This window comes from Ensifer sp. GW101-20A05, assembly GCF_059424735.1.
In genome coordinates, this window is sequence record NZ_JBWKZT010000011.1 from 18,497 (window position 1) to 42,431 (window position 23,935).

At 63.1% G+C, this 23,935-nt stretch carries 19 protein-coding genes and 1 pseudogene; 5 read left to right on the forward strand and 15 right to left on the reverse strand.

Translation table 11 applies throughout. The features are described 5' to 3' along the window. Positions 1-130 precede the first annotated feature (130 nt). Genes AC070A_RS23815 through AC070A_RS23840 form a run of 6 tightly spaced genes read right to left on the reverse strand, consistent with a single transcriptional unit; the run spans position 131 to position 6,570 of the window. Entirely contained in the window at positions 131-1,501 is a 1,371-nt protein-coding gene (locus tag AC070A_RS23815; RefSeq protein ID WP_492383864.1) for a BatD family protein, read from the reverse strand. Beyond that, complete coding sequence (locus AC070A_RS23820) at positions 1,498-3,069, reverse strand: VWA domain-containing protein (RefSeq protein WP_492383865.1); 1,572 nt, start codon at positions 3,067-3,069, stop codon at positions 1,498-1,500. The genes AC070A_RS23815 and AC070A_RS23820 overlap by 4 nt, the downstream gene beginning before the upstream one ends. Then, positions 3,066-4,070 (reverse strand): vWA domain-containing protein, encoded by a 1,005-nt coding sequence (locus tag AC070A_RS23825; protein WP_492383866.1) that lies wholly within the window; start codon positions 4,068-4,070, stop codon positions 3,066-3,068. The genes AC070A_RS23820 and AC070A_RS23825 overlap by 4 nt, the downstream gene beginning before the upstream one ends. Then, positions 4,057-4,584 (reverse strand): DUF4381 domain-containing protein, encoded by a 528-nt coding sequence (locus AC070A_RS23830; protein ID WP_113133815.1) that lies wholly within the window; start codon positions 4,582-4,584, stop codon positions 4,057-4,059. The genes AC070A_RS23825 and AC070A_RS23830 overlap by 14 nt, the downstream gene beginning before the upstream one ends. A 2-nt stretch (positions 4,585-4,586) precedes the next feature. Continuing rightward, positions 4,587-5,582, reverse strand: a complete 996-nt coding sequence (locus tag AC070A_RS23835) for a DUF58 domain-containing protein (protein ID WP_218373079.1) — start codon at positions 5,580-5,582, stop codon at positions 4,587-4,589. Between the two features lie 16 nt (positions 5,583-5,598). Beyond that, positions 5,599-6,570 (reverse strand): AAA family ATPase, encoded by a 972-nt coding sequence (locus AC070A_RS23840; protein ID WP_218373080.1) that lies wholly within the window; start codon positions 6,568-6,570, stop codon positions 5,599-5,601. 258 nt (positions 6,571-6,828) lie between these two features. Between AC070A_RS23840 and AC070A_RS23845 the strand changes: the two genes are divergently transcribed. The 4 genes and pseudogenes from AC070A_RS23845 to AC070A_RS23860 all read left to right on the forward strand — a co-directional run bounded on the left by AC070A_RS23845 (position 6,829) and on the right by AC070A_RS23860 (position 11,607). Continuing rightward, positions 6,829-7,800 (forward strand): formylglycine-generating enzyme family protein, encoded by a 972-nt coding sequence (locus AC070A_RS23845; RefSeq protein WP_492383867.1) that lies wholly within the window; start codon positions 6,829-6,831, stop codon positions 7,798-7,800. Between the two features lie 58 nt (positions 7,801-7,858). Beyond that, positions 7,859-8,883, forward strand: a pseudogene (locus AC070A_RS23850) (HAD family hydrolase). 498 nt (positions 8,884-9,381) lie between these two features. Further along, positions 9,382-9,618 carry a hypothetical protein gene (locus tag AC070A_RS23855; RefSeq protein ID WP_492377274.1) on the forward strand — a complete coding sequence of 79 codons (237 nt, stop codon included), beginning with the start codon at positions 9,382-9,384 and terminating at the stop codon, positions 9,616-9,618. A 219-nt stretch (positions 9,619-9,837) separates the two neighbouring features. Then, the gene (locus AC070A_RS23860; protein ID WP_492383868.1) at positions 9,838-11,607 is read left to right on the forward strand and encodes a tetratricopeptide repeat protein; all 1,770 of its coding nucleotides are present in this window, start codon (positions 9,838-9,840) and stop codon (positions 11,605-11,607) included. A gap of 20 nt (positions 11,608-11,627) precedes the next feature. On the opposite strand, the gene curA is transcribed toward AC070A_RS23860, so the two are convergent. From curA to AC070A_RS23905, 9 genes are all read right to left on the reverse strand, one after another. Then, positions 11,628-12,653 (reverse strand): NADPH-dependent curcumin/dihydrocurcumin reductase, encoded by a 1,026-nt coding sequence (gene curA / locus AC070A_RS23865; RefSeq protein ID WP_492383869.1) that lies wholly within the window; start codon positions 12,651-12,653, stop codon positions 11,628-11,630. Between the two features lie 181 nt (positions 12,654-12,834). Further along, positions 12,835-14,196, reverse strand: coding sequence for an O-acetylhomoserine aminocarboxypropyltransferase/cysteine synthase family protein (locus AC070A_RS23870; RefSeq protein ID WP_082615863.1), 1,362 nt, complete (start codon positions 14,194-14,196; stop codon positions 12,835-12,837). A gap of 45 nt (positions 14,197-14,241) precedes the next feature. Then, on the reverse strand, positions 14,242-15,279 hold the full coding sequence (locus AC070A_RS23875) for an isopenicillin N synthase family dioxygenase (protein ID WP_492383870.1): 1,038 nt from the start codon (positions 15,277-15,279) through the stop codon (positions 14,242-14,244). A 620-nt stretch (positions 15,280-15,899) separates the two neighbouring features. Continuing rightward, entirely contained in the window at positions 15,900-16,136 is a 237-nt protein-coding gene (locus tag AC070A_RS23880; RefSeq protein WP_058328064.1) for a hypothetical protein, read from the reverse strand. Between the two features lie 120 nt (positions 16,137-16,256). Next, positions 16,257-16,982 carry a TfuA-like protein gene (locus AC070A_RS23885; RefSeq protein ID WP_492383871.1) on the reverse strand — a complete coding sequence of 242 codons (726 nt, stop codon included), beginning with the start codon at positions 16,980-16,982 and terminating at the stop codon, positions 16,257-16,259. Continuing rightward, on the reverse strand, positions 16,979-18,166 hold the full coding sequence (locus AC070A_RS23890) for a YcaO-like family protein (protein ID WP_492384396.1): 1,188 nt from the start codon (positions 18,164-18,166) through the stop codon (positions 16,979-16,981). The genes AC070A_RS23885 and AC070A_RS23890 overlap by 4 nt, the downstream gene beginning before the upstream one ends. 72 nt (positions 18,167-18,238) lie before the next feature. Beyond that, positions 18,239-18,460 carry a hypothetical protein gene (locus tag AC070A_RS23895; RefSeq protein ID WP_057251314.1) on the reverse strand — a complete coding sequence of 74 codons (222 nt, stop codon included), beginning with the start codon at positions 18,458-18,460 and terminating at the stop codon, positions 18,239-18,241. Between the two features lie 32 nt (positions 18,461-18,492). Then, positions 18,493-20,364 (reverse strand): AfsR/SARP family transcriptional regulator, encoded by a 1,872-nt coding sequence (locus AC070A_RS23900; RefSeq protein ID WP_492383872.1) that lies wholly within the window; start codon positions 20,362-20,364, stop codon positions 18,493-18,495. 27 nt (positions 20,365-20,391) lie between these two features. Then, the gene (locus AC070A_RS23905; protein WP_057251312.1) at positions 20,392-20,838 is read right to left on the reverse strand and encodes a helix-turn-helix domain-containing protein; all 447 of its coding nucleotides are present in this window, start codon (positions 20,836-20,838) and stop codon (positions 20,392-20,394) included. A gap of 473 nt (positions 20,839-21,311) precedes the next feature. Here AC070A_RS23905 and AC070A_RS23910 point away from each other — a divergent pair, with 473 nt between their 5' ends. Further along, positions 21,312-23,864, forward strand: a complete 2,553-nt coding sequence (locus AC070A_RS23910; RefSeq protein ID WP_492383873.1) for an SH3 domain-containing protein — start codon at positions 21,312-21,314, stop codon at positions 23,862-23,864. The last annotated feature ends 71 nt before the right edge of the window (positions 23,865-23,935 follow it).

A 23,935-nucleotide genomic window follows, 5' to 3' on the forward strand; every position in this document is an offset into this window, starting at 1 on the left:
ACAAATCGCTCTCGGAATGCAGGCAAAGTTTCGAATTTACCGATGCAATCTCCGCGCGAACGCGCCCTCAGGTAAGTACGTAACAGTTACGAAGGCAGCGAGGACGCGTAACGCGCCGCCTCACATCGCTTCAGCGGTTCTGCCGCAAGGTGCTGTCGAACATCGGGTTGAGCTCGGGCAATTCATCAACCGCTTCGTCGCCGTCGTCGGAGAATTCTTCCAGCCAGCGTCGCCGCGCCGACTTCAATCCACTTCGCAGCCGGGAGAAATCCGGCCGTTCGTGATGGGATTGTGGGGTGCCGTAGCGGTTCTTTCGGTGCAGAGCGAAAGCGACCCTCGCCTGCGGATCGGCAAACCGGTCGAACCATTTCGCAAGAGGTACATTGCCGGTCTTGCGCGACCAGCGATCGAGTGCCACGTCCAGTCCCGCTCTGTCGTGATCGCGGCAGGCGTCGAGAACATGGCGGAAGGCCGCCTCCTCCGACTGCGCCTTGCGCGAGAGCGCCGCACCGATCCAGGTTTCCACCCGTCCGAACAGATTGGCGGCGAACTGGATGACAATGGCGACGGCGAGGACAGTGGCCATCGCGATGCCCCACCAGAGCCAATCGAAGGGTTCCTTTGTCGGCGGAGGAGCGGGTGGTGCGATGGCAACCTTCGTTGCCGGCCCGGCACCGACGACCACTTCCGCGCCATCGGCCTCCGCGGTTTCGGTCTTTCCGGTCTGAGGATTGAACCACTCCAATGTGATTGCCGCCAGAGAGAAGGTGCCCGGCTCGGCAAAGACGTAGGTTGCGGTGTCCTTGCGCAGTCCCGCAGCGATCTCGCCGCGCGGCGTGCGCTCCTCGGAGAGTGCCGGATCATGCTGATAAACCTGCACGCCCTCTGGAGCCTTCAAGCTGGGCTCGGGAATCATCATCGGCGCGAGGCCGGCTGCGCGGGTGGTGACCGTGCGCACCAGCGCATCGCCCGCATGCAGGCCGGCTGGGTCGCGGTCGAATGTCTGCGTGATGGTGATTTCGCCAGCGGTCACGCCGGGCGTGCCGCCGACACCTCCTGGTACCGCTTCCACGGTAAATTTGAGCCGCGGCACGGTAACCTTACCCTGTGTCGTTTGGCCCGGCACGGCGGCATAGCCAAAGGGGATCACGATTGTCGGCAGGGCATAATTACCTGCCGCCTGTGGCGTGATCACATAGGTTTTGCGGATGCCGGAAAAGGCCTCGCCATCGACGGTCTCGTTGAGGTTCAAGCCGCGGTCGTCGGGCATGGTGACCACCGCACCCCTAAGATCGAAGAGCGGAAACTGCGGTGGTGTCAGGAAGTAATTCGGCACGAAGACGTCGATGTCGATCTCTATCTGCTGCCCGGCATAGATCGTTCCCTTTGTCGCGAGCGTGGCGCGCGCGAAGGGGTTGTCGGCGAGCGCATGGCCCGCAAGCCAGAGCGACAGGCCGACGAGCCAGACCAGTAACCGAGGCATTCCGGACAAGGCACTCACGGCGTCGCCTCCTTTGCCTCGATCGCGAATTTTCGCGCGAGCAGCTCGGCGGGCGAGACCTGGATGTTGCGCATCCACATGTCCGCCGTCTGTGGTCCACCCTGGATCGTCGCCTCCGTGCCTTTCTTGCCCTTTTCGTCGAACTGGACCTGATCGGGGTCCATGCCCGCCTGTTCCTGTTGTGCGTCCTGTTCCTGCTTGTCCTTGTCGGCCTTGAATTTTTCGGCAGCCGCCAGGTTCCTTTTCGCGTCCGGCCAGTCGGGGCGGCGTTTCAATGCCTGCTTATAGACGGTAATCGCCTCTTCCGCCTTGTCGAGGTGCATCAGGGCGTTGCCCTGGTTGTAGTAGCTCTCGGCCGTATCGGTTTCGGCAAAGGCGTCGATCGCATCCTGGAAACGGCCGGCCCGGTAGAGCGCCGCTCCGCGCCAGGTGGGATCGGCGAACTTTTCGGCCGCGCCCTGAAAGTCGCCCTGCTCGAAGGCGCGACGGCCCTGCTGGTCCGGCGTCAGCCAGAGATCGAGGAAGCGGTTATCGGCCGCCTCCGCCCGCTCGTTGCTCATGAGCAGGCTGATGGCGAGCAGATAGACGGTCCAGCGCACGGTCCAGCCGCGCCGGAACCAGAACAGCCCGAAGACGGCGATCGGGATCGTCAGCCACCAGCCGGCATCGTGCCAGCGGGTCAGCCCCTCGGCGGTCTTTGCGGCAAAGTTGGTCTGGATGCGCCTGACGATCCAGCGCACATCGGCATCATCAGCTGTCAACGTGGCAACCTCGGCCTTAGATGCGGACTGCAACGCCTTGAGGCTGTCGACATCGAGCTTGGAGCGAACATGACCGCCGGTCGCGTCGGTCAGGAACCCGCCGTCGGCTGTCTTCACCGGGCCGCCTTCTACCGTGCCGATGCCAAGTACCATCAGCGCGTTGCGGCCCTGATACTGGCTGAACGCCTGAAAGGCGGAGCGCTCGACCCCGTCGGTCATGAAGAGGATCGTGCCAGGCGCGGTTTCATTGGCCAGGGCTTTCTCGACCTCCTGCAGGGCCTTTGCCGTATCCTTGCCTTCGACCGGCATGATCTGAGGCGAGAGTGCCGCGAGATAGGTCTTGACCAGTGCCGCATCGTCGCTCAGCGGCAGCACCATATGGGCGGAGCCGGCATAGGCGAAGAGCGCCGTGCGCGAACCTTTTCTGAGGCTCAAAATATCCTGGACCTTGAGCTTGGCGCGTTCGAGCCGCGTCGGCGAGATGTCCGTCGCGTTCATGGTCGGGTTGAGGTCGATGGCGATCGCTAGCGGCGCGGTGTCCTCGACGAAGGGCGGGCGCTCGCGCTGCCAGGTCGGACCGGCCGCGGCGATGGCTGCAACGGCGATCAGCGCCGCCGTGATGTGCACGGGCTGGAGGCGCCGCTTGCCACCCTTCTCGATCAGCAGGTGATCGAGCAGATGCGGCGCGATCATGCCTTGCCATTGCGAGCGGACATCGCCGCGCCGGCTGACGAGGTAGACGAGCAGGGGGACGGCGAGCAGTGCCAGCAGCCAGAGCGGTCTCAGGAAGTGGACGTCCGAGATCATGGCGCTGCCTCCTGCCGCCGGCGGCGCTCCGCAAGCGAAGAGAGGAACCACATGATGGCGTGGTAGGCGAGGACGATCAGCAGTGCTGCGCCAAGCGGGTAGTGGAACAGTTCGATGCGCGGCCGCCAGGAGAGTGTCTTCTGGTTCGCCGGTGTCAGTTGATCGAGCAGTTCATAGATGTTCTGCAGGCCCGCCTGGTCCTGGCCGAAGAAGTAGCGGCCCTTCGTCGTCTCGGCGATACCCTGAAGGGTTACCGTATCGAGCTTCTGTTCGCCTTGCGCACTGGGGTCACCAATCCCCACCGTGTGGATCACCACGTTCCGGTCGGCGGCAATGCCTGCGGCCTTGTCCGGCGGCATCTTGCTGGCGGTATCGTTGCCGTCAGTCAAAAGTATCATCACCTTGTCCGGCGCGGTGCTGGCGTCGAACATCTTGATCGCGAGCCCGATCGCATCGCCGACCGCCGTGCGCGGGCCCGCCATGCCGGGCAGGCTGTCGGCCAGCATCAACTTGACGGTCTTGTGGTCGAGCGTAAACGGTACCAGCGGGTAGGGCGCGTCGCCGAAGGCGATCAGGCCGAGCCGGTCGTCCGGCCGCCGGTCGATGAAGTCGGCGACAACCTTGTGCACCGCCTCGACGCGGGTCTGCAGATTGCCGGAGGGATCGCGAAAATCCCGCGTGTCCATCGACTGCGAAAGATCGATCGCCAGCATCAGGTCGCGCTGTGGCTCGGTCTTTTCGATTGGCGGTTCGACATATTGCGGCCGCGCCAGCGCCACTACGATCAGGGCCCAGCAGATGGGCGCAATCGCCTTCTGGCCGAGATTGGTCCTTGGGACGACGGAGCCCTCGGTCGGCCCGAGATTGGCGGCGGCCGTTATGTCCTTGAAGAAAGGTATTCTGACCGCGGCCGATTGCTCGCGGTAGGGTGGAAGCAGCCACCAGACGACGAAGGGCAGAGGCAGAAAGATCAGCGCCCAGGCGTGGTCAAGCACGTACATGGTGCGCCTCGATCCAGTGACGTGCCGCGGCGGCATAGGTCCGCGCTTCGGGTTCCGGGACGGCGCAGAGCGCCGCGCTGCCGCGATATTCGGCTTCCTCGAAGAAACGCGCCGAGGCGATCGGGAACACCGGGCCGCCGGAATGGGCATCGAGGAAGCCGGTCCATCCCGTGCCATGGAGCCCGGCTATCGTTTCGCGCGGCCAGAGCACCAGGGCGGTGCGCTTCAGGAGGACGGGCAAAGCGACGAGCGCCTCGCCGCGGGTCGCGGGCGCGGTGAGCCGTCCCTCGATTTTCTTGAGGTCGGCGAGCGCTTCGCGACGGTAGCGATTGGCCTCCCAGCGCCGGTACCAGCGCCAGCATGCGAAGGCGATCAGCAAGAGTATGACGCAGCCGAGCGCCGCCCAGGCCCAGGTCTGCGGCATCATCGAGACGGGCTGAGGCATGGCGATGTCGGCGAGCTGCCGAAGGGTTGCCTCGAGCAACGGGTCTTTCGCAGGGGCGGCCGTCGCCATCGCTATCGCCTCCGTTGCCGGCTGGCGAGCTGGCCGAGCATGGTGCGCAATTGTGGCGCGACCTCCTCGGCGGCGGAAATCGGCAGCATCGGCAGGCCGAGTTCTTCCTGCCAGGCGCGCAGTGCCCGCCCGCGTTTTCTGGCAAAACTGTCGATCGCCTCGCGGACATTGCCGTGGGCGAATTGCACTTCGGCCTGAAGCAGGCCGCCGCTGAAGACGATATCGCCCTTGCGTGGCAGTTCGAGCAGGAAGGGATCGTAGATGAGAACGGAGATCACATCGTTGTGGGCCGAGAGCTTCAACAGCATGTCGCGGGTTTCGAGGCTGTAGCCGTCGAAATCGCTGATGACGATGACCAGGTGGTCGTGCCGGGCAATGTTGGCGACGGTCGTGAGGACGACGTCAAGCTGCTCCGCGCCATGCGGCGCCTGCGAACCGGCCTGCAGCGCCGTATTGTGGCGAACGATGCTGCCGGCAAGCCGGACCACCGCCTCGCGGCTGCGGTAAGGGCGCACCTCGGTAACCTCTTCGTCGCCGAAGATGAAGCCGCCGACACGATCGCCGAGCGCCAGCACGCGCCAAGCCGAGAGTGCGGCGACTTCGGCCGCCGCGACCGACTTCATCGCCCGGCGGCTGCCGAAGAACATGTTGATGCGCTGGTCGACGAGGATCAGGGCCGGCCGGTCCTTCTCTTCGTCATAGACACGGACGACCGGCTTGCCGGTGCGCGCCGTCACCCGCCAGTCGATCGTGCGGATGTCGTCGCCCGGGAGATAGTTGCGTAGCTCCTCGAAGGAAAGGCCGCGGCCGCGCATGCGCGATTCATGGCGACCGGCGAGCAGGCGCTGCACCGGTGCCTTGCGCAGGAAGGTCAGGTCTCGGGCCATGGCCTCGAGGCCGACGAGCGTGTCGACCGAGGTGTAGACGCCCGTCGTATCGACCTGGCGGGGTTTTACGATGCCGCGGGAACGGGCGAGAGCCGGCAGGGATATGGCCATCGGCAAACCTCCATCCTCAGGCGACCGCGACGAGTTCGACGATACGGTCGATTACCTGGTTGGCGGTGGTGCCGCCGGCATGTGCTTCGTAGGAAAGCACCAGCCGGTGGCGAAAGACGTCGTGCACGGTGGCCTGCACATCGTCGGGGGTCACGAAGTCGCGGCCGTTCAGCCAGGCGTGGGCTCGCGAGACCTTGTCGAGACCGATGACACCGCGCGGGCTGACGCCGACCTGCAGCCATTTGGCGAGATCCTTGTCGACCTTGTCGGGGTAGCGTGTCGCCATGACGAGCGCGACGATGTAGTTCTCGATTGCCTCTGAAACGGTGATCGCCGAGATCTCCTGGCGCGCGGTAAACACAGCATCTTGGGTGAGTTTTTCCGTCGCGTGGTTGTTGGATTTCGCGTGGATTTCCTCGGAGCGCACGAGCCGCATGATGTCGGCTTCCGACGTGGCGTCGGGATAATCCACCTGGATATGCATGAGGAAGCGGTCGAGCTGCGCTTCTGGCAAGGGATAGGTGCCTTCCTGCTCGATCGGATTCTGCGTCGCCATCACCAGAAACAGATCCGGCAGCGTGTGACTCTTGCCACCGATGGTGACCTGGCGCTCCTCCATCGCTTCGAGCAGGGCCGATTGCACCTTCGCCGGCGCACGGTTCACCTCGTCCGCGAGGATGAGGTTGGCGAAGATGGGGCCCTCCTGAAACCGAAACTCGCCTTTGCCGCCGTCGGAAAAATAGATCTCCGACCCGGTGATGTCGGCGGGCAGGAGGTCGGGCGTGAACTGGATGCGCGACAGCTCCGCGTCGAGGTTCTTCGCCATGCTCTTGATGGCCCGGGTCTTGGCGAGCCCCGGCAGGCCTTCGACGAGCAAGTGGCCGTTGCTGAGCAAGCCCAGCAGCAACCGCTCGATCATGCCCTCCTGGCCGATGATCGCTTCGCCTATGCGCTTGCCGAGTTGCTCGATATCGTCGCGTGCACCCATGAATTCCTGCTCCCTCTGCCTCTCCGGCAGCATCAGCCATCATGAAATTTCGGCAAAGCTTATTGTTAAATCAGGCCAATTGGAAAGAACGTAACAGTAACGAAGACCCCCGCAAGGACCACATTTGGCCGATTTTCATCGTGGCCACGAGGTTTTGTTTGCCATCGTAACGGTTACGTACTTTGGGCCGGCGAGGAATGGCGTTAGCTTGGACCGGTTTGGTGGTCGAACCCGCCACCTTCGGGAGATGGAAACCGCATGCAAGGTTCGCCGAAGATACCGCTTCTCAACAAAACGCCGGCAGCAATCAGCGCGCGCGAGCCGATCTGGATCGAAGGTGGCACCTTCGTCATGGGGTCGGACAAGCACTATCCGGAAGAAGCGCCGGCGCATCCGGTCAAAGTGGACGGCTTCTGGATCGACGTGGCGCCAGTGACCAACCGGCAGTTCGCCGCTTTCGTCGAGGCGACCGGCTACGTCACCGAGGCGGAGAAGACGCCGGACCCCAAGGATTATCCCGGCGCCCTGCCGGAGATGATGCGTGCCGGCTCGGTGATCTTCGATCCGCCGAAGCGGGTTACCAGCAACAGCCCGTCGCAATGGTGGAACTTCAAGTTCGGTGCCGATTGGCGGCGGCCCTATGGGCGGCAGAGCAATATCCGCGGCAAGTTCGATCATCCGGTCGTCCAGGTCTCCTATCTGGATGCCAGGGCCTATGCGGAATGGGCGGGCAAGGACTTGCCGACGGAGGCGGAATGGGAGTTCGCGGCAAAGGGCGGGCTCGAAGGCGCGGAATTTGCCTGGGGTGACGAACTGGTGCCGGAGGGACGTTTCATGGCGAACACCTGGCATGGCATGTTCCCGACGGAAAATCTCAGACCCGACGGCTTCGAACGGACCTCGCCGGTCGCAAGTTTCCCACCGAACGGCTACGGCGTCTACGATATGATCGGCAATGTCTGGGAATGGACGAGCGACTTCTGGTCGACCAAGCATCCGGCGCCGGCGCAAAAGAGCTGCTGTATCCCTTCCAATCCGCGCGGCGGCGACAGGGAAGCAAGCTTCGATCCGAGACAACCAACGATCCACATCGCCCGCCGGGTGGTGAAGGGCGGCTCGCATCTCTGCGCGCCCAACTATTGCCGCCGCTACCGGCCGGCGGCGCGCCATGCGCATGAGGAAAACGCGGCGACCACCCATATCGGGTTCCGCTGTATTCGGCGGCCCTGACCCTGCCAGAGGCTTCAAATCGTTCCCGCAAGGAGGATGCGTGATGAGGGCAACAGCGATGCGATCCAACTCGGTGCCAAGCGGGTACCGCTCGCGGCTCGTCTGTCTCCTGTTCCTGCTTTCCACGGCGTTCGCTGCTCCGGCTGCCGTCGTCGCGGCCGATGCGCCGGCCGACAATCTTCCGTCCTGGAACGAGGGCGAGGCGAAGTCGACCATCGTCGATTTCGTCACCCGCGTGACCAGCGAGAACGGAGCGGACTTCGTGGCGCCGGAGGAACGGATCGCCGTCTTCGACAATGACGGCACGCTCTGGACCGAGCAGCCGAACTATTTCCAGGGCATGTTCGCTGTGGATCGCGTCAAGGCGATGGCGCCGGAACATCCGGAGTGGAAGGACAAGGAGCCATTCGCATCGCTGCTCAAGGGCGATATGGCGGCCGTCGCCGCCGCCAGCGAGAAGGGCATCGTCGAACTCGTGATGGCGACCCATGCGGGCATGGCGACGGATGCGTTTACCAAGACGGTCAAGGACTGGTTTGCGACCGCCAAACATCCGCGCTTCAACCGTCCCTACAACGAGATCACCTATCTGCCGATGCGCGAGCTGCTCGATTATCTCCGGGCAAACGGTTTCAAGACCTACATCGTCTCCGGCGGCGGCATCGAATTCATGCGGCCGATGACCGAACAGATGTACGGCATCCCGCCCGAACAGGTCGTCGGCAGCAGCATCACGACGAAGTATGACCTCGATGGCGATACGCCGGTGCTGACACGCGAGCCCAAGATCGACTTCATCGACGACGGCCCGGGCAAACCCGTCGGCATCAACAAGTTCATTGGCCGGCGGCCGATCTTTGCAACTCCGACGGCGACTATGAGATGCTGCGCTGGGTAACAGCGGGCTCCGGTCCACGCTTCGGCCTGATCGTGCACCATACGGACGGCGAGCGCGAATGGGCCTATGACCGGCAATCGCCCGTCGGCAAGCTGGACAAGGCGCTGACCGAAGCCGAACAGAGAAACTGGCTGCTGGTCGATATGAAACAGGACTGGCGCAAGATCTATACTTTCGACAAGTAAGGAGCGGACAATCAACCCCTTTGGTTGCGCGCCCATGTAGGTCGACTTCGCCTGCGACGTTCCGGCCGACGGATTCTAGTCTTTGAGGAGTTCCGGAGACGATGACCTACGGTTCGACAAAGGCGTCCAAACCGGTCTGTCATCGATAGGGATCGCCTTGGCGATACCGGGACCTGCTGAGGCATAAAGCTTGTCGTATCCAGGGACGAACTCGGACGATCATATCGTCGGCGTCAAGACTATCGGGGCAAAGTTACTGTTACGTACTTCCGAAACGGAGCGTCTGTTGTCACGTTAACCACCGAGGGAGAGGTCCGGTCCGGCTGCCAGTTTTGGTTGAGCGCTGGGCGGGCTGATGTGTCGTCACGGTCCCGGAGAAAATGATCCTTGAGAAATGGTGCGCCAGCGTATCGGGCCGGCGGCAAGGTCATCGATTGTCGATCAGGCGGGTAGGAAACAATGCCCAACGCGGCCGTACAGCGCGGACTTCTGAAGCTCATGCTGAAGCTTCCGGCGTTGCGCGGCCAACTGCAACTGCTGAGCGTCAAGAACCTTTCTCTTTCCAACCTCTGCGAGGCCTATGAAGAGGCGAGCTCCATGCTCGACCGGCAACGTAAGCTCGATCCGCTGGATCATTCGATGATCTCGGAGTATGAATTGATCTGTCGCGAGATCGAAGAAGAGGTAATTTCCATCTGTATCATCGATTCAGGCCGCGAACCTAGTCCATTGTGATTAACAAATAGCCTTATCGGGTTCATTCATTTCATGTAAATCCCGTGAAAATTCTGTGGGATTTTCGATTGGTTCTTGCTCTATTTTGAAATGACTCATTTCCTTCGTGAAAATGTTTTGTGATGGCGCAATATTTTTCTTTTCGCCACTGCGGCTCTCGTCTAGAGTTCGTCTCGCGTTTGCACTCTCTTTGAGGTTGTGGGCAGTTGGGAGCGCATCATGGAAGCCAGAAATGCGGGTCAAGCAGCGCATTGTGCCGTTGCCGAATGTGACGCACGCCCTGCACTTGATCGTATTCTTGCCGATAGTCAGTTTCATGCCACTGAGCGCCACCGGAAACTCCTGCGCTACCTGGTCGATGAATTCTTCGCTGGGCGCTCGGGGCAGGTCAAAGCCTATACCATCGCGATCGACGTTTTCGGTCGGCCGGCTTCCTTTGATCCGGCAACCGATCCGATCGTGCGTGTTGAAGCTTCGCGCCTGCGCGCCGCGCTGACGCAATATTACGAGACCGTCGGCGATAAGGCGGGGCTTCGCATCGAGCTTCCCAAGGGCAACTACGTTCCGCATTTTGTGACAAGCGACCGCTCACCGGGCCGTTCGGAAATCGCAACGGCTCCCACGCAGATGGCGAACGAGTCGGAGGAACTGGTCGCCGTCACTCCCGCGATCGTCCAGCCGAAGCGTCGTCCATTCGGTCTGATCGCCGTCGCTGTCGCAGGGACGGCGGCAATGGCTGGAGCCTTCTATCTCTCCGTCGTCGAGCGCCTCCCGTGGCAACCGGTGCTTTCCGCCAAGCCGACGATCGTCATCGACGTTCCGGCGGCCAGCGGAGCCGGTGCCGAAGAGCAGAGGAGGGCGGGCGACTATCTGGTCCACGCGCTGTCGCAGTTCTCCGCGGTGCGCACTTTGGCGCAAGCGCCGGCGCTGGGCGTCGATGTTGCATCGGTCACCGGCTGGGTCGCGTCGGCACCGCCGGTGAAGCTGCAGGGGAGCAAGGAGTACCGGCTCTCGGTCGCTTTCAGCGCTGACGTCAAGGAGCATCAGATCTCGTGGCAGGTTGTCGATGCGCAAAGCAATGAGGCGCTCCGAGCGGGTACGGCGAAAGCCGATATCGACAGCGGTGACGCACGAGCAGTTCAGGAAAAACTGCTGGCTCGGCTTGCCCGATCGCTCGCCGGCGAAGAAGGTGTCATCGTCAGCCTGGAGGCGGCGCGGCAGCTCGTGTCACCGTCGATCGGCTACGGTTGCGTGCTTCTTGCCGATGTCGCGCTGGCGCGGATCGACCCGGAAGGATTGGCTTCGGCACATGCCTGCCTGGAGCAATCGGTGACCTATCAGGCCACAGACCCTGACGTCCTTGCCAGCCTGGCCACGGTGCTGGTGGCGACCGGCGAGGCAAGCGCCTCGCCGACGGTGGCGGCGCGGGCGGTGAAGCTCGCGGACAAGGCCGTGGCTCTCGCACCGCAATCGAGCCAGAGCTACATCGCTCAGATGCAGGCGCGCTTCGCCTCAGGCGACACCGAGGCCGCGTTCATGTCCGGTCGCCGCGCCGTTGCGCTCAATCCGCTCGATGATGCCATTCCCGCTCGGCTCGGCCTGCTGCTCTTCGTCAGCGGGCAATATTCGGAGGGCGTGAGTCTTGCGCGGGTGGCGGAAGTGGGCTGCGAATATGTGCACCACGACGCGGCGCTCACGCTGGCGCTCGAAGACTACCGAAACGGCAAATACCGCGAAGCACTGACGCGTGCGCGCCAGCTCGCCAATCCCGCCGACACTGCCGTCAACCTCCTGCGGATGGCGGCGGCAGGTCAACTCGGCCTGACGAGAGAGGCCACGAGTGCCCTTGACGGCTTACAGCGGAACAAAGCTGGCTCGATGCGGTCGATTGAGAGCGAACTCGCCGCGCGTGGTTACACGCCCGAACTGATCGCGCTTCTCGATGATGGTCTTGGCAAGGCCGGCGTCCGCCTCGCCAGCCTGCACTGATCGCTCGCGAGGCGTGGTTTTCAGTTCTCGGCGGCCACCCGCACGACCAGCTTGCCGAAGTTGCGGCCTTCGAGCAGCCCGATGAAGGCATTCGGGGCGTTCTCGATGCCATCGACAACGTCCTCCTTGTAGCGAACCTCGCCGCTGGCGATCCAGCCTGCCATCTCATGGTAGAAAACCGGACGCTGATCGGCGAATTCGCGCTGGATGAAGCCCCTGATCAGCAGGCTCCTGCTCAGAACTTCCCGCATGACGCCCGGCAGCCTGTCGCCACCAGCTTGCGGACCGCCGGCCTGGTTGTATTGCGCAATCAGGCCGCAAACGGGCACGCGGGCGAAGTCGTTCAGCAGCGGAAAAACCGCGTCCCAGACATGGCCGCCGACATTCTCGAAATAGACGTCGATGCCTTTGGGGCAGGCCGCGGCGAGCTGCTCGGCGAAATCCGGTGCACGGTGATCGATCACCGCATCGAAGCCGAGCACGTCGCGAACGAAAGCGCATTTGTCCGCACTGCCCGCAATGCCGACCGCGCGCGCCCCCTTGATGCGGGCGATCTGGCCGACAGCCGAGCCGACGGCGCCGCTTGCGGCGGCCACGACGACTGTCTCGCCCGGCTTCGGCTTGCCGATCGTCAGCAGTCCTGCATAGGCGGTGAAACCGGGCATGCCGAGAATGCCGAGCGCGGTCGACAGAGGTGCCGCCGACGGATCGAGCTTGCGCAGGTCCGCGCCGCGCGACAGCGCATAGCTCTGCCAGCCGGAATGGGAGAGCACGAAATCACCGTCGCTGAAATCCGGGTGGCGCGAGCGCACGACGCGGGCAACCGTGCCGCCCTCCATAACCGCGCCGATCTCCACCGGCTTGGCATAGGACCGGCCGGTGTTCATGCGCCCGCGCATGTAGGGATCGAGCGAGAGGTAGAGGATTTTGAGCAGAACCTCGCCTTCGGCCGGCTCCGGTATTGCCGTCTCGACGATGCGGAAGTCGCTCGGCGTCGGTCGCCCCGATGGCCGGGCGGCCAGCAGAACCTGGGTGTTCGTGCTCATTGTCTTTCCTTCCTTATGCATGGCCGGATCTGCGCCGGGGTGCCATCCGACGGACGCTCGATTAGAGCATGTTGTGGCATGAAACCGAACGGAGGCCTACCGGCGCGTTCGGACGCCAAAATGGCGCCGCGGGCCCGGCCCTAAAGGGCGAGCCCGCGGCAACTCCCGCAAAAGCGTTCGATCAGGCGGCGTCAATCGCCTGCTTGATGTCGGCGATAATATCGTCCGGATGCTCGATGCCGATCGAGAGCCGGACATAGCCCGGCGTTACGCCGGTCTTCAGCTGGTCGTCCTCGGTAAGCTGCGAATGCGTCGTCGTCGCCGGGTGGATGGCAAGCGAGCGCGCGTCGCCGATATTGGCGACGTGGTAGAGCAGCTTCAGCCCGTCGATGAGACGGCGTCCCGCCTCTCGTCCATCCTTCAATTCGAAGCCGACCAGGGCTCCATAGTGTCCATTCCGGAGATACTTCTCGGCGCGAGCCTTCGCTTCGCCCTTCTGGAATTTTGGAAAGATCACGCGCGCCACTTTCGGGTGGGTGCGGAGGAACTCGGCCACCTTGATCGCATTCTCGTTATGCTGGCGGATTCTGAGCGGCAGCGTCTCCAGGCCCTGGATGAACTGGAATGCGTTCAACGGACTGATGGCGGCGCCGAGGTCGCGCAAGAGAACCGCGCGGGCGCGCAGAATATAGGGATGGAAGGCGATCGCCTCGGCCTTTTCGAGCCAGGTCTTGCCCTGGTAGCTCGGGTCCGGCTCATGCAGGTTCGGGTGCCGCGTCTCATGGTCGTGCCAGGGGAAGCGGCCACTGTCGATGATCGCGCCGCCGATCGAAGTGCCGTGACCGCCGATATATTTCGTCGTGGAGTAGACGACCACTGCGGCGCCGTGATCGAAGGGGCGGATCGTCAGCGGTGCGGCCGTGTTGTCGACGATCAGCGGAATGCCGAAGCGCAAGCCGACTTCGGCCACTTCGGCGATCGGAAAGACCTCGAGCTTCGGGTTCGGCAGGGACTCGGCATAGTAGGCGCGCGTCCTGTCGTCCGTTGCCCGGGCAAAGGCCCCCGGGTCGGCGGCATCGACGAAGCGCACCTCGATGCCGAAGCTTTTGAGGGTCGCGGCAAAGAGCGCCCAGGTGCCGCCATAGAGGCCGGCGGCGCTGACGATGTTGTCGCCGGCACGGGCAAGGTTCAGCAGCGCGAAGGCCGATGCCGCTTGGCCGGAACCGAGCGCCAGTGCTGCTGCGCCACCTTCGATTTCCGCCAGCCGCTGCTCGAACGCATCCTGGGTCGGATTGGAGACACGGGTGTAGAGATGCCCGGGAGCCTCCAGCGCAAAGAGCTTGTCGGCGCCATCGGTGCCCGGCAGCTGATAGGAGGTCGTCTGATAGATCGGAACGGCGACGGCGCCGCTTGCCGGATCGAAGCGATAGCTGCCGCCATGGAGCGCCAGCGTTTCCGGATGCAGCCGTCCGCCGGGCTCGCGCAGCCCTGTCGGTGCCTTGATCTCGGCTGCTGGTTCTTCCGGCTTCTGATGGATCGTCATGCCATTTCTCCTTGGTTCTCAGGTTGATCGGCGCTGTCCGGTCAATCAGGCGGGCACGGCCGCCTTCTGCTGCTCCAGCAGGTCTGCATGGTGCTCGGCGGCGACATCGGGGTGCGAGCGCAGCCGGGATTTCAGCACGTTGCGGCCGACCTCGTGGAAGAGCGGGTTCTGCGGATCCTGGGTGACGCCGCGGACCTCGGCCGCAAGCGCCGGCGGCAGGTCGAGCACCGGGATGGTGGAGGCGAGGTTGGCGCCGAGGAAGAAGGCGACGGAAAGCCGGTCGCCGCCTGCAGGTGGCGTAACCACCCGGTGGATATTGGCGAGCAGATAGCCGTTCGACGCCAGTTCCAGGAGTTCGCCGACATTGATGACGAAGGTGCCGCGCTTCGGCGGCGCGTCGATCCAGCCGCCCTTGCCGTCATCGACCTGCAAACCGCCGACCACGTCCTGCAGCAGGATGGTGACGAAACCGCCGTCCTTGTGGGCGCCCACCCCCTGGTCGCTTTCCGTCTTGTCGCGGCCGGGATAGCGGATGATCTTCAGGAGCTGGTTGGGGCCATCGCGGTAGATCGGCCCGAAGACATCTGGCTGCTGGCCGAGCGCTTCGGAGAAAATCTCGATCAGTCGGATACCGAGCCCGGTGACGGCGTCTATGTAGGCGAGGATCGCCAGCTTCAACTCGGGCAGAGCTTGCGGGAACTGGTTGGGGCCGACCAGCCGCTTCCACGGTGCATCCTCGGGCTTGACCTCAAGGCTCTGGCGCTCGGGGCCGAAATCGACCTGTTCGCGCCAGTCCTGGGTGCCGCGGGTATATTCGAGCCCGGCGCGATTGTAGCCGCGGAAATGCGGCGACTTGCGCATCTCGATTGCCCGCTTGTCATCCTCAGGCAGTGCGAAGAAACGCCGCGAAAGCGAAAGGACACCGTCGATCTCTTCCTGCGGAATCCCGTGGCCTTCGAGATAGAAGAAGCCCACCGAGCGGGCAACGCTGCGCAATTCATCGAGCGCCGTCGCCCGCTCGGGGTGGCCCGCCGCAAAGCGCGAAAGGTCGAGGACGGGTAGGGTAGGGGTGGTCTGGCTCAAGATAGTCTCCGTTGTTTCATTAGGCGTGCCGCTGGCTGCCGAAACCCGCGGATTAAGCGGAGCGAGCAGGGGCACATCGAAGGACTTCAGGTGATGCCGGCCGATGCGGCAGCAGCCGCAGTGCCTATTGGTCGCGAGGGGGTGCTTCGCGACAAAACGCTGGTCGTTGAACGGTGTTGGCTCATGGCATCCCCGCTTGTGTCGAGTGGTTCAAGCCTAACCGGTGGCACCAATTATTCAATAATATCTATGGAAATTATGGACTAAATTCCGAGTGTCAGGCGAAGCAAACATTCGAACGGGCCGAGGTTCCGGGGAAATTCCGTCCGTCCTCTTCATCTCGCCGTGGCGAGCGTACCCTCGCGACGAAATTGAAATATCCAACGACTGCACGGTGACGCAGCGGCGGAGCCGCAATGCCGTCACCTTAAGCCGCGCCGTGCACATCGCAGCAGGCGAACTCGCTTGCAGGCGGAAAATGAAAAGCCCCGTTTTGCTTTTCTGCAAAACAGGGCGTTGTAACGATTGGGTTGATCAGATCATTCCATCGTTCCGGAAGACGGAGGACGATCCTTCACGGCTGCGCAATTCTGGACGCAGAACACCCGAACTTGCTGGCCTCAGCAGCGGCCGAGGCTCGGTCGCGTCAGCAGTTCGTTGGTCAGATGTGCGCGCTTGTCTCCGCATTCCTCTGCCTCCTTGAGCAGCGATGCGAGCGCCAGCTCGAGACAGTATTGCACACCTTCGACATTGAGGGTCTTGGCGGAGTCTCGCGCATAGGTGACAAGGCGAGCCAATGCCAGTAGCTCCTTCTCCTTGTCTTCCGGTTCCACCGGTACAGCAAATGAAGACAGCATGATTTTCCCCAGCTCCCTATGGATCAGCCAGATCCAGTTCAGCGTGACCAATCATAGCGTGACTGCGCGGCAGTGCGCGTGACATGAGCGTGACACACGTTGTATGGGAAAACCGCGCGCTTAAGATGAGGCGTCAGGTTGACCGGACAACCTCTTCCACATGCTGGTAGAATTGAATTCCCAGTCTCGCACCACAACCGTTCGTTGGTTCGGCGCGTTGTGCAGTGCGTCGAGCAGAAGCAGCGCATCGATACGTTTCTGATCGACGAATTCGACGGCAAGCAGATCTGCGAGACACGTGCGGTCTGTTCCGGCGGGAAGGCGCGCGCGCTCGACAACCGCGGCCCAGGTGCGCTCCTTGTAGAAGACGCCGGCTGCCGCGGCGCGGACCGCCGCCACCGCTTCAACAGAAAGCAGCTGGCGATCCGCCAGGCGTCTGAGGGTCACGTCCACATTGACGAGCGGCAAGGTCAGCGGCAGGTATCCAAGCTCAGCCGGACTATGGATCAGGGCGACATCGGCATCGTCCACTCGCTCGCCTTGCGCATATTGCCGATAGATCTCGCCGATGCCCGTCATGCCGAAGGGAGCGCATTCGGCAGCGCGAAGCGCGCCCATGCTGGCTGCCCCGAAAACCTGAACGCCTTGCGTCAGCGCGTAGAGGATCTCCTTGTGCCAGACCGGCGCGACCTGTTCAAAATTGCCGTCGATCAGACCGATAGCCGTTGCACCACGCTCGGTCGCGCGGAGAATGTCGCCCTGCATGGCAGGCGGCTGGAGCGTGATGGCGGGGCCCGCAACGCGGCGCGCGTCCGGCAGGGTCGGCCCGACGAAGACGATCTTCATCCGACCTCCAGTGCGCGTGCCAGCGCCCGCTCTCCGAAACGGCGCTTGCGCAGCCCATCGGGGTTTTCCAGGCCCGGAACGAGAACCTTGACGACAGAGAACGGCACGGCGCCTTCTTCCACCAGCGGTACGACCACAACCGAGCGGATACGCGCCTCCCTGAGCCGCTCGATTGCGAAGCGCAGCAGCGCGGGCAGTCCGCCCTCGGCACCTGTGGGGATCGTCGTTTTCCGTTGCGGGACCGCCTCGAACAGGCGCCGCGTCTCGCCCGGAAGGGGGCGGATAAAGGTCTCGGGAAAGACGTCGTCGCGGGCGCCGCTGATATAGGTGAGCCTTGACTGGGCCGCCTCCGTCACGGCGCGGATGGCGGCTCTGCGCGCCACCAGGTGCGCACCGTGGCCGATTGTCACGTCGTGGTACCGAGGTTGCCGCGCGGTCAGAATGCCAGCATCGGCAAGTGTCGCCGCATAACAGGGGACGGCGACGTCGCTGGTCATGTCGAACAGACGCAATTGCAGGCCGCAAGCCGTGATCTGCCGCGCCATCTGGTCGAGGAGCGGGTCCTCGAACGATGCCGGATCAATGCACGTCGCGAGCTTTCCGCTTAGCGGCAACAGGCGCCAGAGCGTTTCGGCGTCGCGCTCGATCCGCTCGAGCAAGCCATGCAGGATGGCTTCGGTCTCGGTGTTGCCGGAGGCAAGGCCATCGGAGGATTGCCAGTATCGGCAGCCCTCGATGGTTCGGTCGAGGGTGGTCGCATGAAGCGGCGCCCATGTGGTGGTTCCGTCTGCCAGATCGAATCCGCGAAGCCAGGCGATCGTCTCGTCGTCGCCGAGGTCCGGCTGGCCGGTGGCCACCAATCCCGGAAGCGTCAACGCCCGATCACCGCCTTCGCACAATGCCCGCCGCTTCGCCATCTGGGTCGGCACTGCCGGCGCGCAGGCAACGGCGCGTTCGATCGCCTCCATGGCGGCCGAAACCTTGGCGTCGTTGTCGGTGATGCCTTTTCCTTGATTGATGACGATCGACCGCGCGTTCGGGGATATGGCACTCCAGACCGGGATCCCGATCTTGTCGAGCCCGGTCAGGCGCGCAAGCCTGCTGACGCCGAATGTCGGCAAAAGCGGCTCGATGCGCCGAAGGGTCTCTTCGGACGAACAGGCGCGATCGCTGTATGAAAGCATACCGGCCGTCGCATAACCGAAACAATCATCCGACGGCCGGTCAATTCCGGTGACTTGTGCCACGTGTCGGCGCTAGCCGTCCATGAACCCGCCGGAAACCGAACCGGACGAGGCCGCCACCACAGCGAGGTTCACGCCCTTGTGCACCGTTGCGCCACCGTTGACGCGCAGATCGTTGGCCGCTGCCAGCGGCCCTTGCGTCGGCGTCGGAATTTGCGTCACCGTTCCCGCGTCCAGATCCGCCATCCAGAGCCTGTCGTCGCCCGCCACGCCAATTACCACCACTTTCGCCATTTACCCCTCCTGGCTTTCGTTGAATGAAGACGTCAGAAACCTGCCTTGCGCAGGCCCTCGCAATAGTGGACTCGCTGCCACTCTTCCCTGAAGGGAACGATGGCCATCCATTTGTCGAGATCAAAATCCGGATGTACGTCGAACGTTTTGCGGACGAAGTGGCGGGACTTTTTCTTGTTGCCAAGCATGCCCCAACTCGCCGCCGACAACCGGTCTGCAGGCGTCGGATCGCGCATGCGCTCGATATAGGCGATTGCCTGCTCGTACTGGCCAAGCGAATAGCTGGCGCCCGCCGCGGTCCAGAAATATTCGTCCGGCGCGATCGGGTTGAGGTCGAGTGCCGCCTGGATCTTGCGTAGACCACCTTCGGGACGCGAGGCCTGCACCAGCGTGTCGGCATAGCTTGCGATCACGTTGGCATGCTGCGGGCTCAGCGCCTCCGCCTTGTCATGGTACTCCATGCTTTCATCGAACTGCCTCAGATAGAGCTTGACGACACCGAGCTCGCGATAGCCGGTTGCCAGCGTGTCGTCGGCCCCCACCGCGTCGCGCGCATGCCTTTCCGCAAGCGCCAGCAATTCGCTGTCGCCACGCGCCGTCAACAGCCATTCGAAGAAGTAGCTGCGCGCCAGCCCGCTCATCGCCGGTGCGAAGTCGGAATTCTCGTACAGCGATTCACGGAAACTCTTGCGAGCGCGCCGCACTTCCGGAAGGTTCAGCTGCTTGAGATAGCGCTGCCCCAGCAGGAAGCTGCGATAGGAGCCAACATTGGTTTCGTAGGTCTTGCGATGCGCCTCGTTGCGTTCCACCTGGCTGGCGATGGCATAGGCGATCTGGCGTGCGATCTCCCGCCTGGACGTCATCAGCCCGTCGCCGTCGAGATTGAAGCGGTCAGCCCAGATCACTTCGTCATTGGCAAAGAAGATCAGCTGCGTGAATAGAGTCAGCCGGCTGCCCTCGTCCGTCAGGCGAGTGTCGAGGATGTAGCTGATGGCGTGCTTCTGGTAGGTGTTTGCCTTGTCGGCCTGGAGGCTGATTTGTGCGGCCGTGTAGGGGGCGATGACCGAAACCGAACGAAGCGCGCAAAGGCCGATGGTGACGTCCTCGATCAAGGCGCCAGCAAACTGGGTGGCGGGACTGTCGATTGCTCCGTTGCTCGGCGGCAGCAGCACGACGCGCGGCGGACGCAAGTCCGCGGCCGCCTCGGAGGCCGGCGCAAAGATCGTCGAGGCTGGCCGCCATTCCGCGATCGCCGGAACGGCCGGCGCATTGCTGTGCGCAAGTGCTCTCGCTTCCAGGTGATTGCCTTCCAGCTGAAACACCTGGGTCAGGATCTTGCGCACCTCCTCGTCGAGCGGATTGCGCTCGAGGAGCCGCGCTGCCGCGGCCTTGACCAGCTTGCGATGACTCTTCGCCGCTTCCGGCGCGGCTGCGATCAGGTTCTCGCGCAAGAGCGTCATGTGTTCGCCGCGCTGCCGTTCGATCCAGCCGTGCAGCGCTTGCCCCTGGGACTTCAGGTCCTTGAGGAAGTCCTCCTGGAACGTCGTTGCTGCCAGTTGGAAGCGGTTGAGCGCATCGCCCGGATCACGACTGATTTCGTCCAGGTCGCTCTGCAGTCGATCGACGTCAAGTCCGACCGACGATGGAGAGAAGCGCAGGAAATGACAGCCGAGTTCGTCCTGCCGTGCACTAATCCGGGAGATCGTCTTGCGCAGATTGACGAAGGCCTGACTGGGAACGACTTCGTCCCACAACAGCTTGGCGATGTCGTTTCTCGATTGTTCGCGATATCCGCCGACGATCAGATAGCAAAGGATAAGCAGCCCCTTCTCCGGGAACGTCACTTCGCGCCCGTCCTTATCGACGAGACGCAAGCGCCCGAGGGTCTGCAGTCTGAATGTCATCCGGTCATTCCTGTCGGGTGCAGGCGCTTATCCGTGCAGATCCTGGGCGTGGCTGGTTCCTGTACGGGTGCTCTCCGTCTCGGGCGTCTGGGCGACGGCGGCGACGAGCGAAATGATCTTCTTGCGCAGCACCGGATCGGTGATCTTCAGGAAGGCGCGGTTGAGAGCGATGCCTTCCTTTGACGATACGAAAGAGGAGATTTCGCTCGGCTCGCGCGTCGTGTCGCCGTTGCGGGCAGCGGCGTCGTCGCCTTCCTGGAAGAAGAAGCTTGGATGCACGCCGAGGATATCGGCGATCGCCTGGAGGCGGCTGGCGCCGATGCGATTGGTGCCTTTTTCGTACTTTTGAACCTGCTGGAATGTGATCCCGAGACCGTCGGCCAGCTTTTCCTGGCTCAACCCGGCCATCAACCGACGCATCCTGACGCGGGAACCGACAAAGACATCAATCTGGCTGGGGGCTTTTGTGTTCACTTGCATTTCCTCCGCACGTAGGAATGGTCAAATCATACATATGAGTTTGCTTGAATAAATCTTCTGATGCAATCACCACGGGCTAAAACGCGGAGATTTGTGGCGCTGTCCCGGTTTTCCAGGGGATGGGCCGGGCGATGCTGCCGTGATCGGGGCGCAAGCGCGCGAATTGTGGCGGATCGAGTGCGTCACGTTGCCTCGATCGCGCCAAAATGCGAGGCGGCCCGCGCGAATCGATCCTGCGTCAATCTGCGTTCGGCCGCCCGAAGGGAGGCTCATGTTGCGGGGCCTCATCGTCCCTTTTCAACGGCCTGTTACGGTCGCCGTTACTGTTACGTACTTGTGCTGCCACCGATGCCGAAGATGCTGCGATCATACCGGTCCGGTGTCTGCTCCTCACCTGCCAACGACGTGGCACAGGCGGCGACAGCACGGTGCCGGTTCGGATTGCTGCTAGACGCCGGAGAACCGTGATGCGCAGATTGACCCTGGCCTTGACCCTTTTCGCGATTGCCTCCGTTCCGGCCGAGGCCGGTCCGGCTACGACAAACGCGTCCGTCAATTTCCGGGAAGGGCCGGGCACCGCCTTCGACAGCCTCGGCACGATTGCGGAAGGCGCGGAAGTCGACGTCAAGGAATGCGACGATGGCGGCACATGGTGCGCGGTGAGCTTCAATGGCCAGAACGGCTTCGTCAGCGGCAAGTATCTGAACGATGCCGATCCCAAGGGGCTCGGCTGGCCACGCGCCTTCAAGACCGACAGCGGCGCGACCATTACGCTCTACCAGCCTCAGATCAACGCTTGGAAGGACTTCACCGATCTCGATGCGTTGATCGCCGCCGAATACAAGCAGTCCGACGATGCCAAGCCGATCTATGGCGTCATCGGGGTGACCGGCATGACCGACGCCGACAGCGCATCCGGCCAGGTCGTCGTATCGGACATCAAGATGACGGAGATCAATTTTTCCGTCCTCGACCGGAAGGAACTGGCGGATCTCGCCCTCGAGGTCGGCAAGCTGATGCCGGTCGGAACCATCACGGTTTCGGAAGACAAATTGACGGCGAGCCTGGCGGACTACGAGCGGCTCGGCAATGTCGAGGGGCTGAAGGCCGACCCGCCGCCGATCTTCGTCAGCAAGGCGCCGGCGGTGCTGCTGCAGACCGACGGCAAGGCGGTGTTCGCGCCGGTCAAGGGTGTCGAAGGCCTGTCCTTCGCGGTCAACACCAATTGGGACCTGTTCAAGGTCGATGCGGACAGCGCCTATTATCTGCGCAACGACAAGGCGTGGCTGCAATCGAAGGACCTGGCCTCGGGGTGGCAGCCTGCAGCGTCCCTGCCGGACATTTTCGGCAAGCTTCCGGACGACGACAACTGGAAGGATGCCAAGGCGGCTATCCCGCCGCAAGCGGACAAGGCCGTGGTGCCTGACGTCATCTATTCGGACAAACCCTCCGAGTTGCTCGTCTTCGACGGCGAGCCGAAGCTTGAGCAGGTGCCGGGCACCGGCCTCAAGGTAGCGACCAACAGCGAGAGCGACGTCTTCTACCGCGATGCGGATTCCAACTGGTACATCCTCGTCTCCGGTCGCTGGTTTGCGAGCTCGTCCCTCAACGGTCCGTGGGCTTTCGCCACGCCCAAGCTTCCCGAAGATTTCCAGAACATCCCGCAGGACGCGGCCTATTACACGGTGCGTTCGTCGGTTCCCGGCACGTCCGAAAACGCAGAGGCGCGGCTGAAGGCAAGCATCCCCGAAAAGGCGCGTGTGGCGCTCGACGGTTCGGTCAAGGTGGACGTGGCCTATAGCGGCGATCCGAAATTCGAGAAGATCGACGGCACCTCGCTCACCTACGCCGTCAATACCAACGAGACGGTCATCAAGGTCGGTGACAAGTATTTCGTCGTGAAGGACGGTGTCTGGTTCGTCGGCAATACGCCGACCGGACCCTTCAGCGTCGCCAAGGCGGTGCCCGACGAGATCTACAAGATCCCGCCATCCTCGCCCGTCTACAACGCCACCTATGTACGGATCTACGAGATCGAGCCCGACGCGGTCTGGTTCGGCTACACGATGGGCTATCTCGGTGCCTATCTCGCCTGGGATAGCTTCGTCTACGGCACCGGCTGGTACTATGACGATTATTGGGACTATGGCTGGGCTGGCGGCGGCTACTGGCCCTATTATCCGCGTCCCGTGACCTATGGCGTAGGTGCGTTCTACAACCCGGCTGTCGGAACGTTCGGCCGCTACGGCTATGCCTATGGGCCCTATCGCGGCATCGCCGCCGGTGCGGCCTACAATCCGCGCACCGGTACCTATATGCGAGGCGCCCTCGGCTACGGGCCGAACGGTGACCGGGGCTTCGTCGCCGCCTACAATCCGCGCACCGGCAACGCGGCGATCGCGCGTGGCGGACACAATGTCTACGGGAGCTGGGGAACGGCATCCGTCAAGCACGGTTCTGACTTTGCGCGCATTTCCGGCGGTTCGACTGCGGGCGGCGCGGGTGCCCATTGGCGCACCTCAGACGGCAACCATGGTTTCGTCGCCGGTGGCAAAGGTGGCGACGTTTACGCCGGGCGCGACGGAAACGTCTATCGCCGCGACGACGGGCAATGGCAGAAGCACACGCCTGACGGCTGGCAGCCGGTCGACAAGCCTTCCATCCAGGACAGGGCCAAGGCGGGCGAACAGTTTTCCGGCAAGCATCCGGACGCTGTCCAAAACCTGAACCAGCGGATCGAATCCGGCCAGGGAGCGCGAACGCTGGACCGCGCGCCCGATCATCTGGCCATCGACAATATCGGCCGACAGCTCGGCAACCAGCGTTCCTTCGAGCGTCAGTCCTTCGATCAGCGGCCGCTGAACTTCCCGAGCAGTGGAGGCGGGGGTTTTGATCGCCCGGGCGGCTTTGGTGGCGGCGGCTTCGAGGGAGGCGGTTTCCACGGTGGTGGCGGCTTCCACGGCGGCGGTGGCTTCCAAGGCGGCGGTTTCCATGGCGGCGGCGGCTTCCGTCGTCGTTGATCCGCGGCGCGGCGAAAGGGCGTTGGTAGAACCGCCTACAGGTATGTTAGCATTTGTAAAAGTTGAGAATC

What these genes read in the sequence shown, in the direction of transcription:
- AC070A_RS23820 (WP_492383865.1), bottom strand. Translation starts at nt 3,069, where the DNA reads ATGATCTCGGACGTCCACTTCCTGAGACCGCTCTGGCTGCTGGCACTG.
- AC070A_RS23825 (WP_492383866.1), bottom strand. Translation starts at nt 4,070, where the DNA reads ATGTACGTGCTTGACCACGCCTGGGCGCTGATCTTTCTGCCTCTGCCC.
- AC070A_RS23830 (WP_113133815.1), bottom strand. Translation starts at nt 4,584, where the DNA reads ATGGCGACGGCCGCCCCTGCGAAAGACCCGTTGCTCGAGGCAACCCTT.
- AC070A_RS23835 (WP_218373079.1), bottom strand. Translation starts at nt 5,582, where the DNA reads ATGGCCATATCCCTGCCGGCTCTCGCCCGTTCCCGCGGCATCGTAAAA.
- AC070A_RS23840 (WP_218373080.1), bottom strand. Translation starts at nt 6,570, where the DNA reads ATGGGTGCACGCGACGATATCGAGCAACTCGGCAAGCGCATAGGCGAA.
- AC070A_RS23845 (WP_492383867.1), top strand. Translation starts at nt 6,829, where the DNA reads ATGCAAGGTTCGCCGAAGATACCGCTTCTCAACAAAACGCCGGCAGCA.
- AC070A_RS23855 (WP_492377274.1), top strand. Translation starts at nt 9,382, where the DNA reads ATGCTGAAGCTTCCGGCGTTGCGCGGCCAACTGCAACTGCTGAGCGTC.
- AC070A_RS23860 (WP_492383868.1), top strand. Translation starts at nt 9,838, where the DNA reads ATGGAAGCCAGAAATGCGGGTCAAGCAGCGCATTGTGCCGTTGCCGAA.
- curA (WP_492383869.1), bottom strand. Translation starts at nt 12,653, where the DNA reads ATGAGCACGAACACCCAGGTTCTGCTGGCCGCCCGGCCATCGGGGCGA.
- AC070A_RS23870 (WP_082615863.1), bottom strand. Translation starts at nt 14,196, where the DNA reads ATGACGATCCATCAGAAGCCGGAAGAACCAGCAGCCGAGATCAAGGCA.
- AC070A_RS23880 (WP_058328064.1), bottom strand. Translation starts at nt 16,136, where the DNA reads ATGCTGTCTTCATTTGCTGTACCGGTGGAACCGGAAGACAAGGAGAAG.
- AC070A_RS23885 (WP_492383871.1), bottom strand. Translation starts at nt 16,982, where the DNA reads ATGAAGATCGTCTTCGTCGGGCCGACCCTGCCGGACGCGCGCCGCGTT.
- AC070A_RS23890 (WP_492384396.1), bottom strand. Translation starts at nt 18,166, where the DNA reads ATGCTTTCATACAGCGATCGCGCCTGTTCGTCCGAAGAGACCCTTCGG.
- AC070A_RS23895 (WP_057251314.1), bottom strand. Translation starts at nt 18,460, where the DNA reads ATGGCGAAAGTGGTGGTAATTGGCGTGGCGGGCGACGACAGGCTCTGG.
- AC070A_RS23900 (WP_492383872.1), bottom strand. Translation starts at nt 20,364, where the DNA reads ATGACATTCAGACTGCAGACCCTCGGGCGCTTGCGTCTCGTCGATAAG.
- AC070A_RS23910 (WP_492383873.1), top strand. Translation starts at nt 21,312, where the DNA reads ATGCGCAGATTGACCCTGGCCTTGACCCTTTTCGCGATTGCCTCCGTT.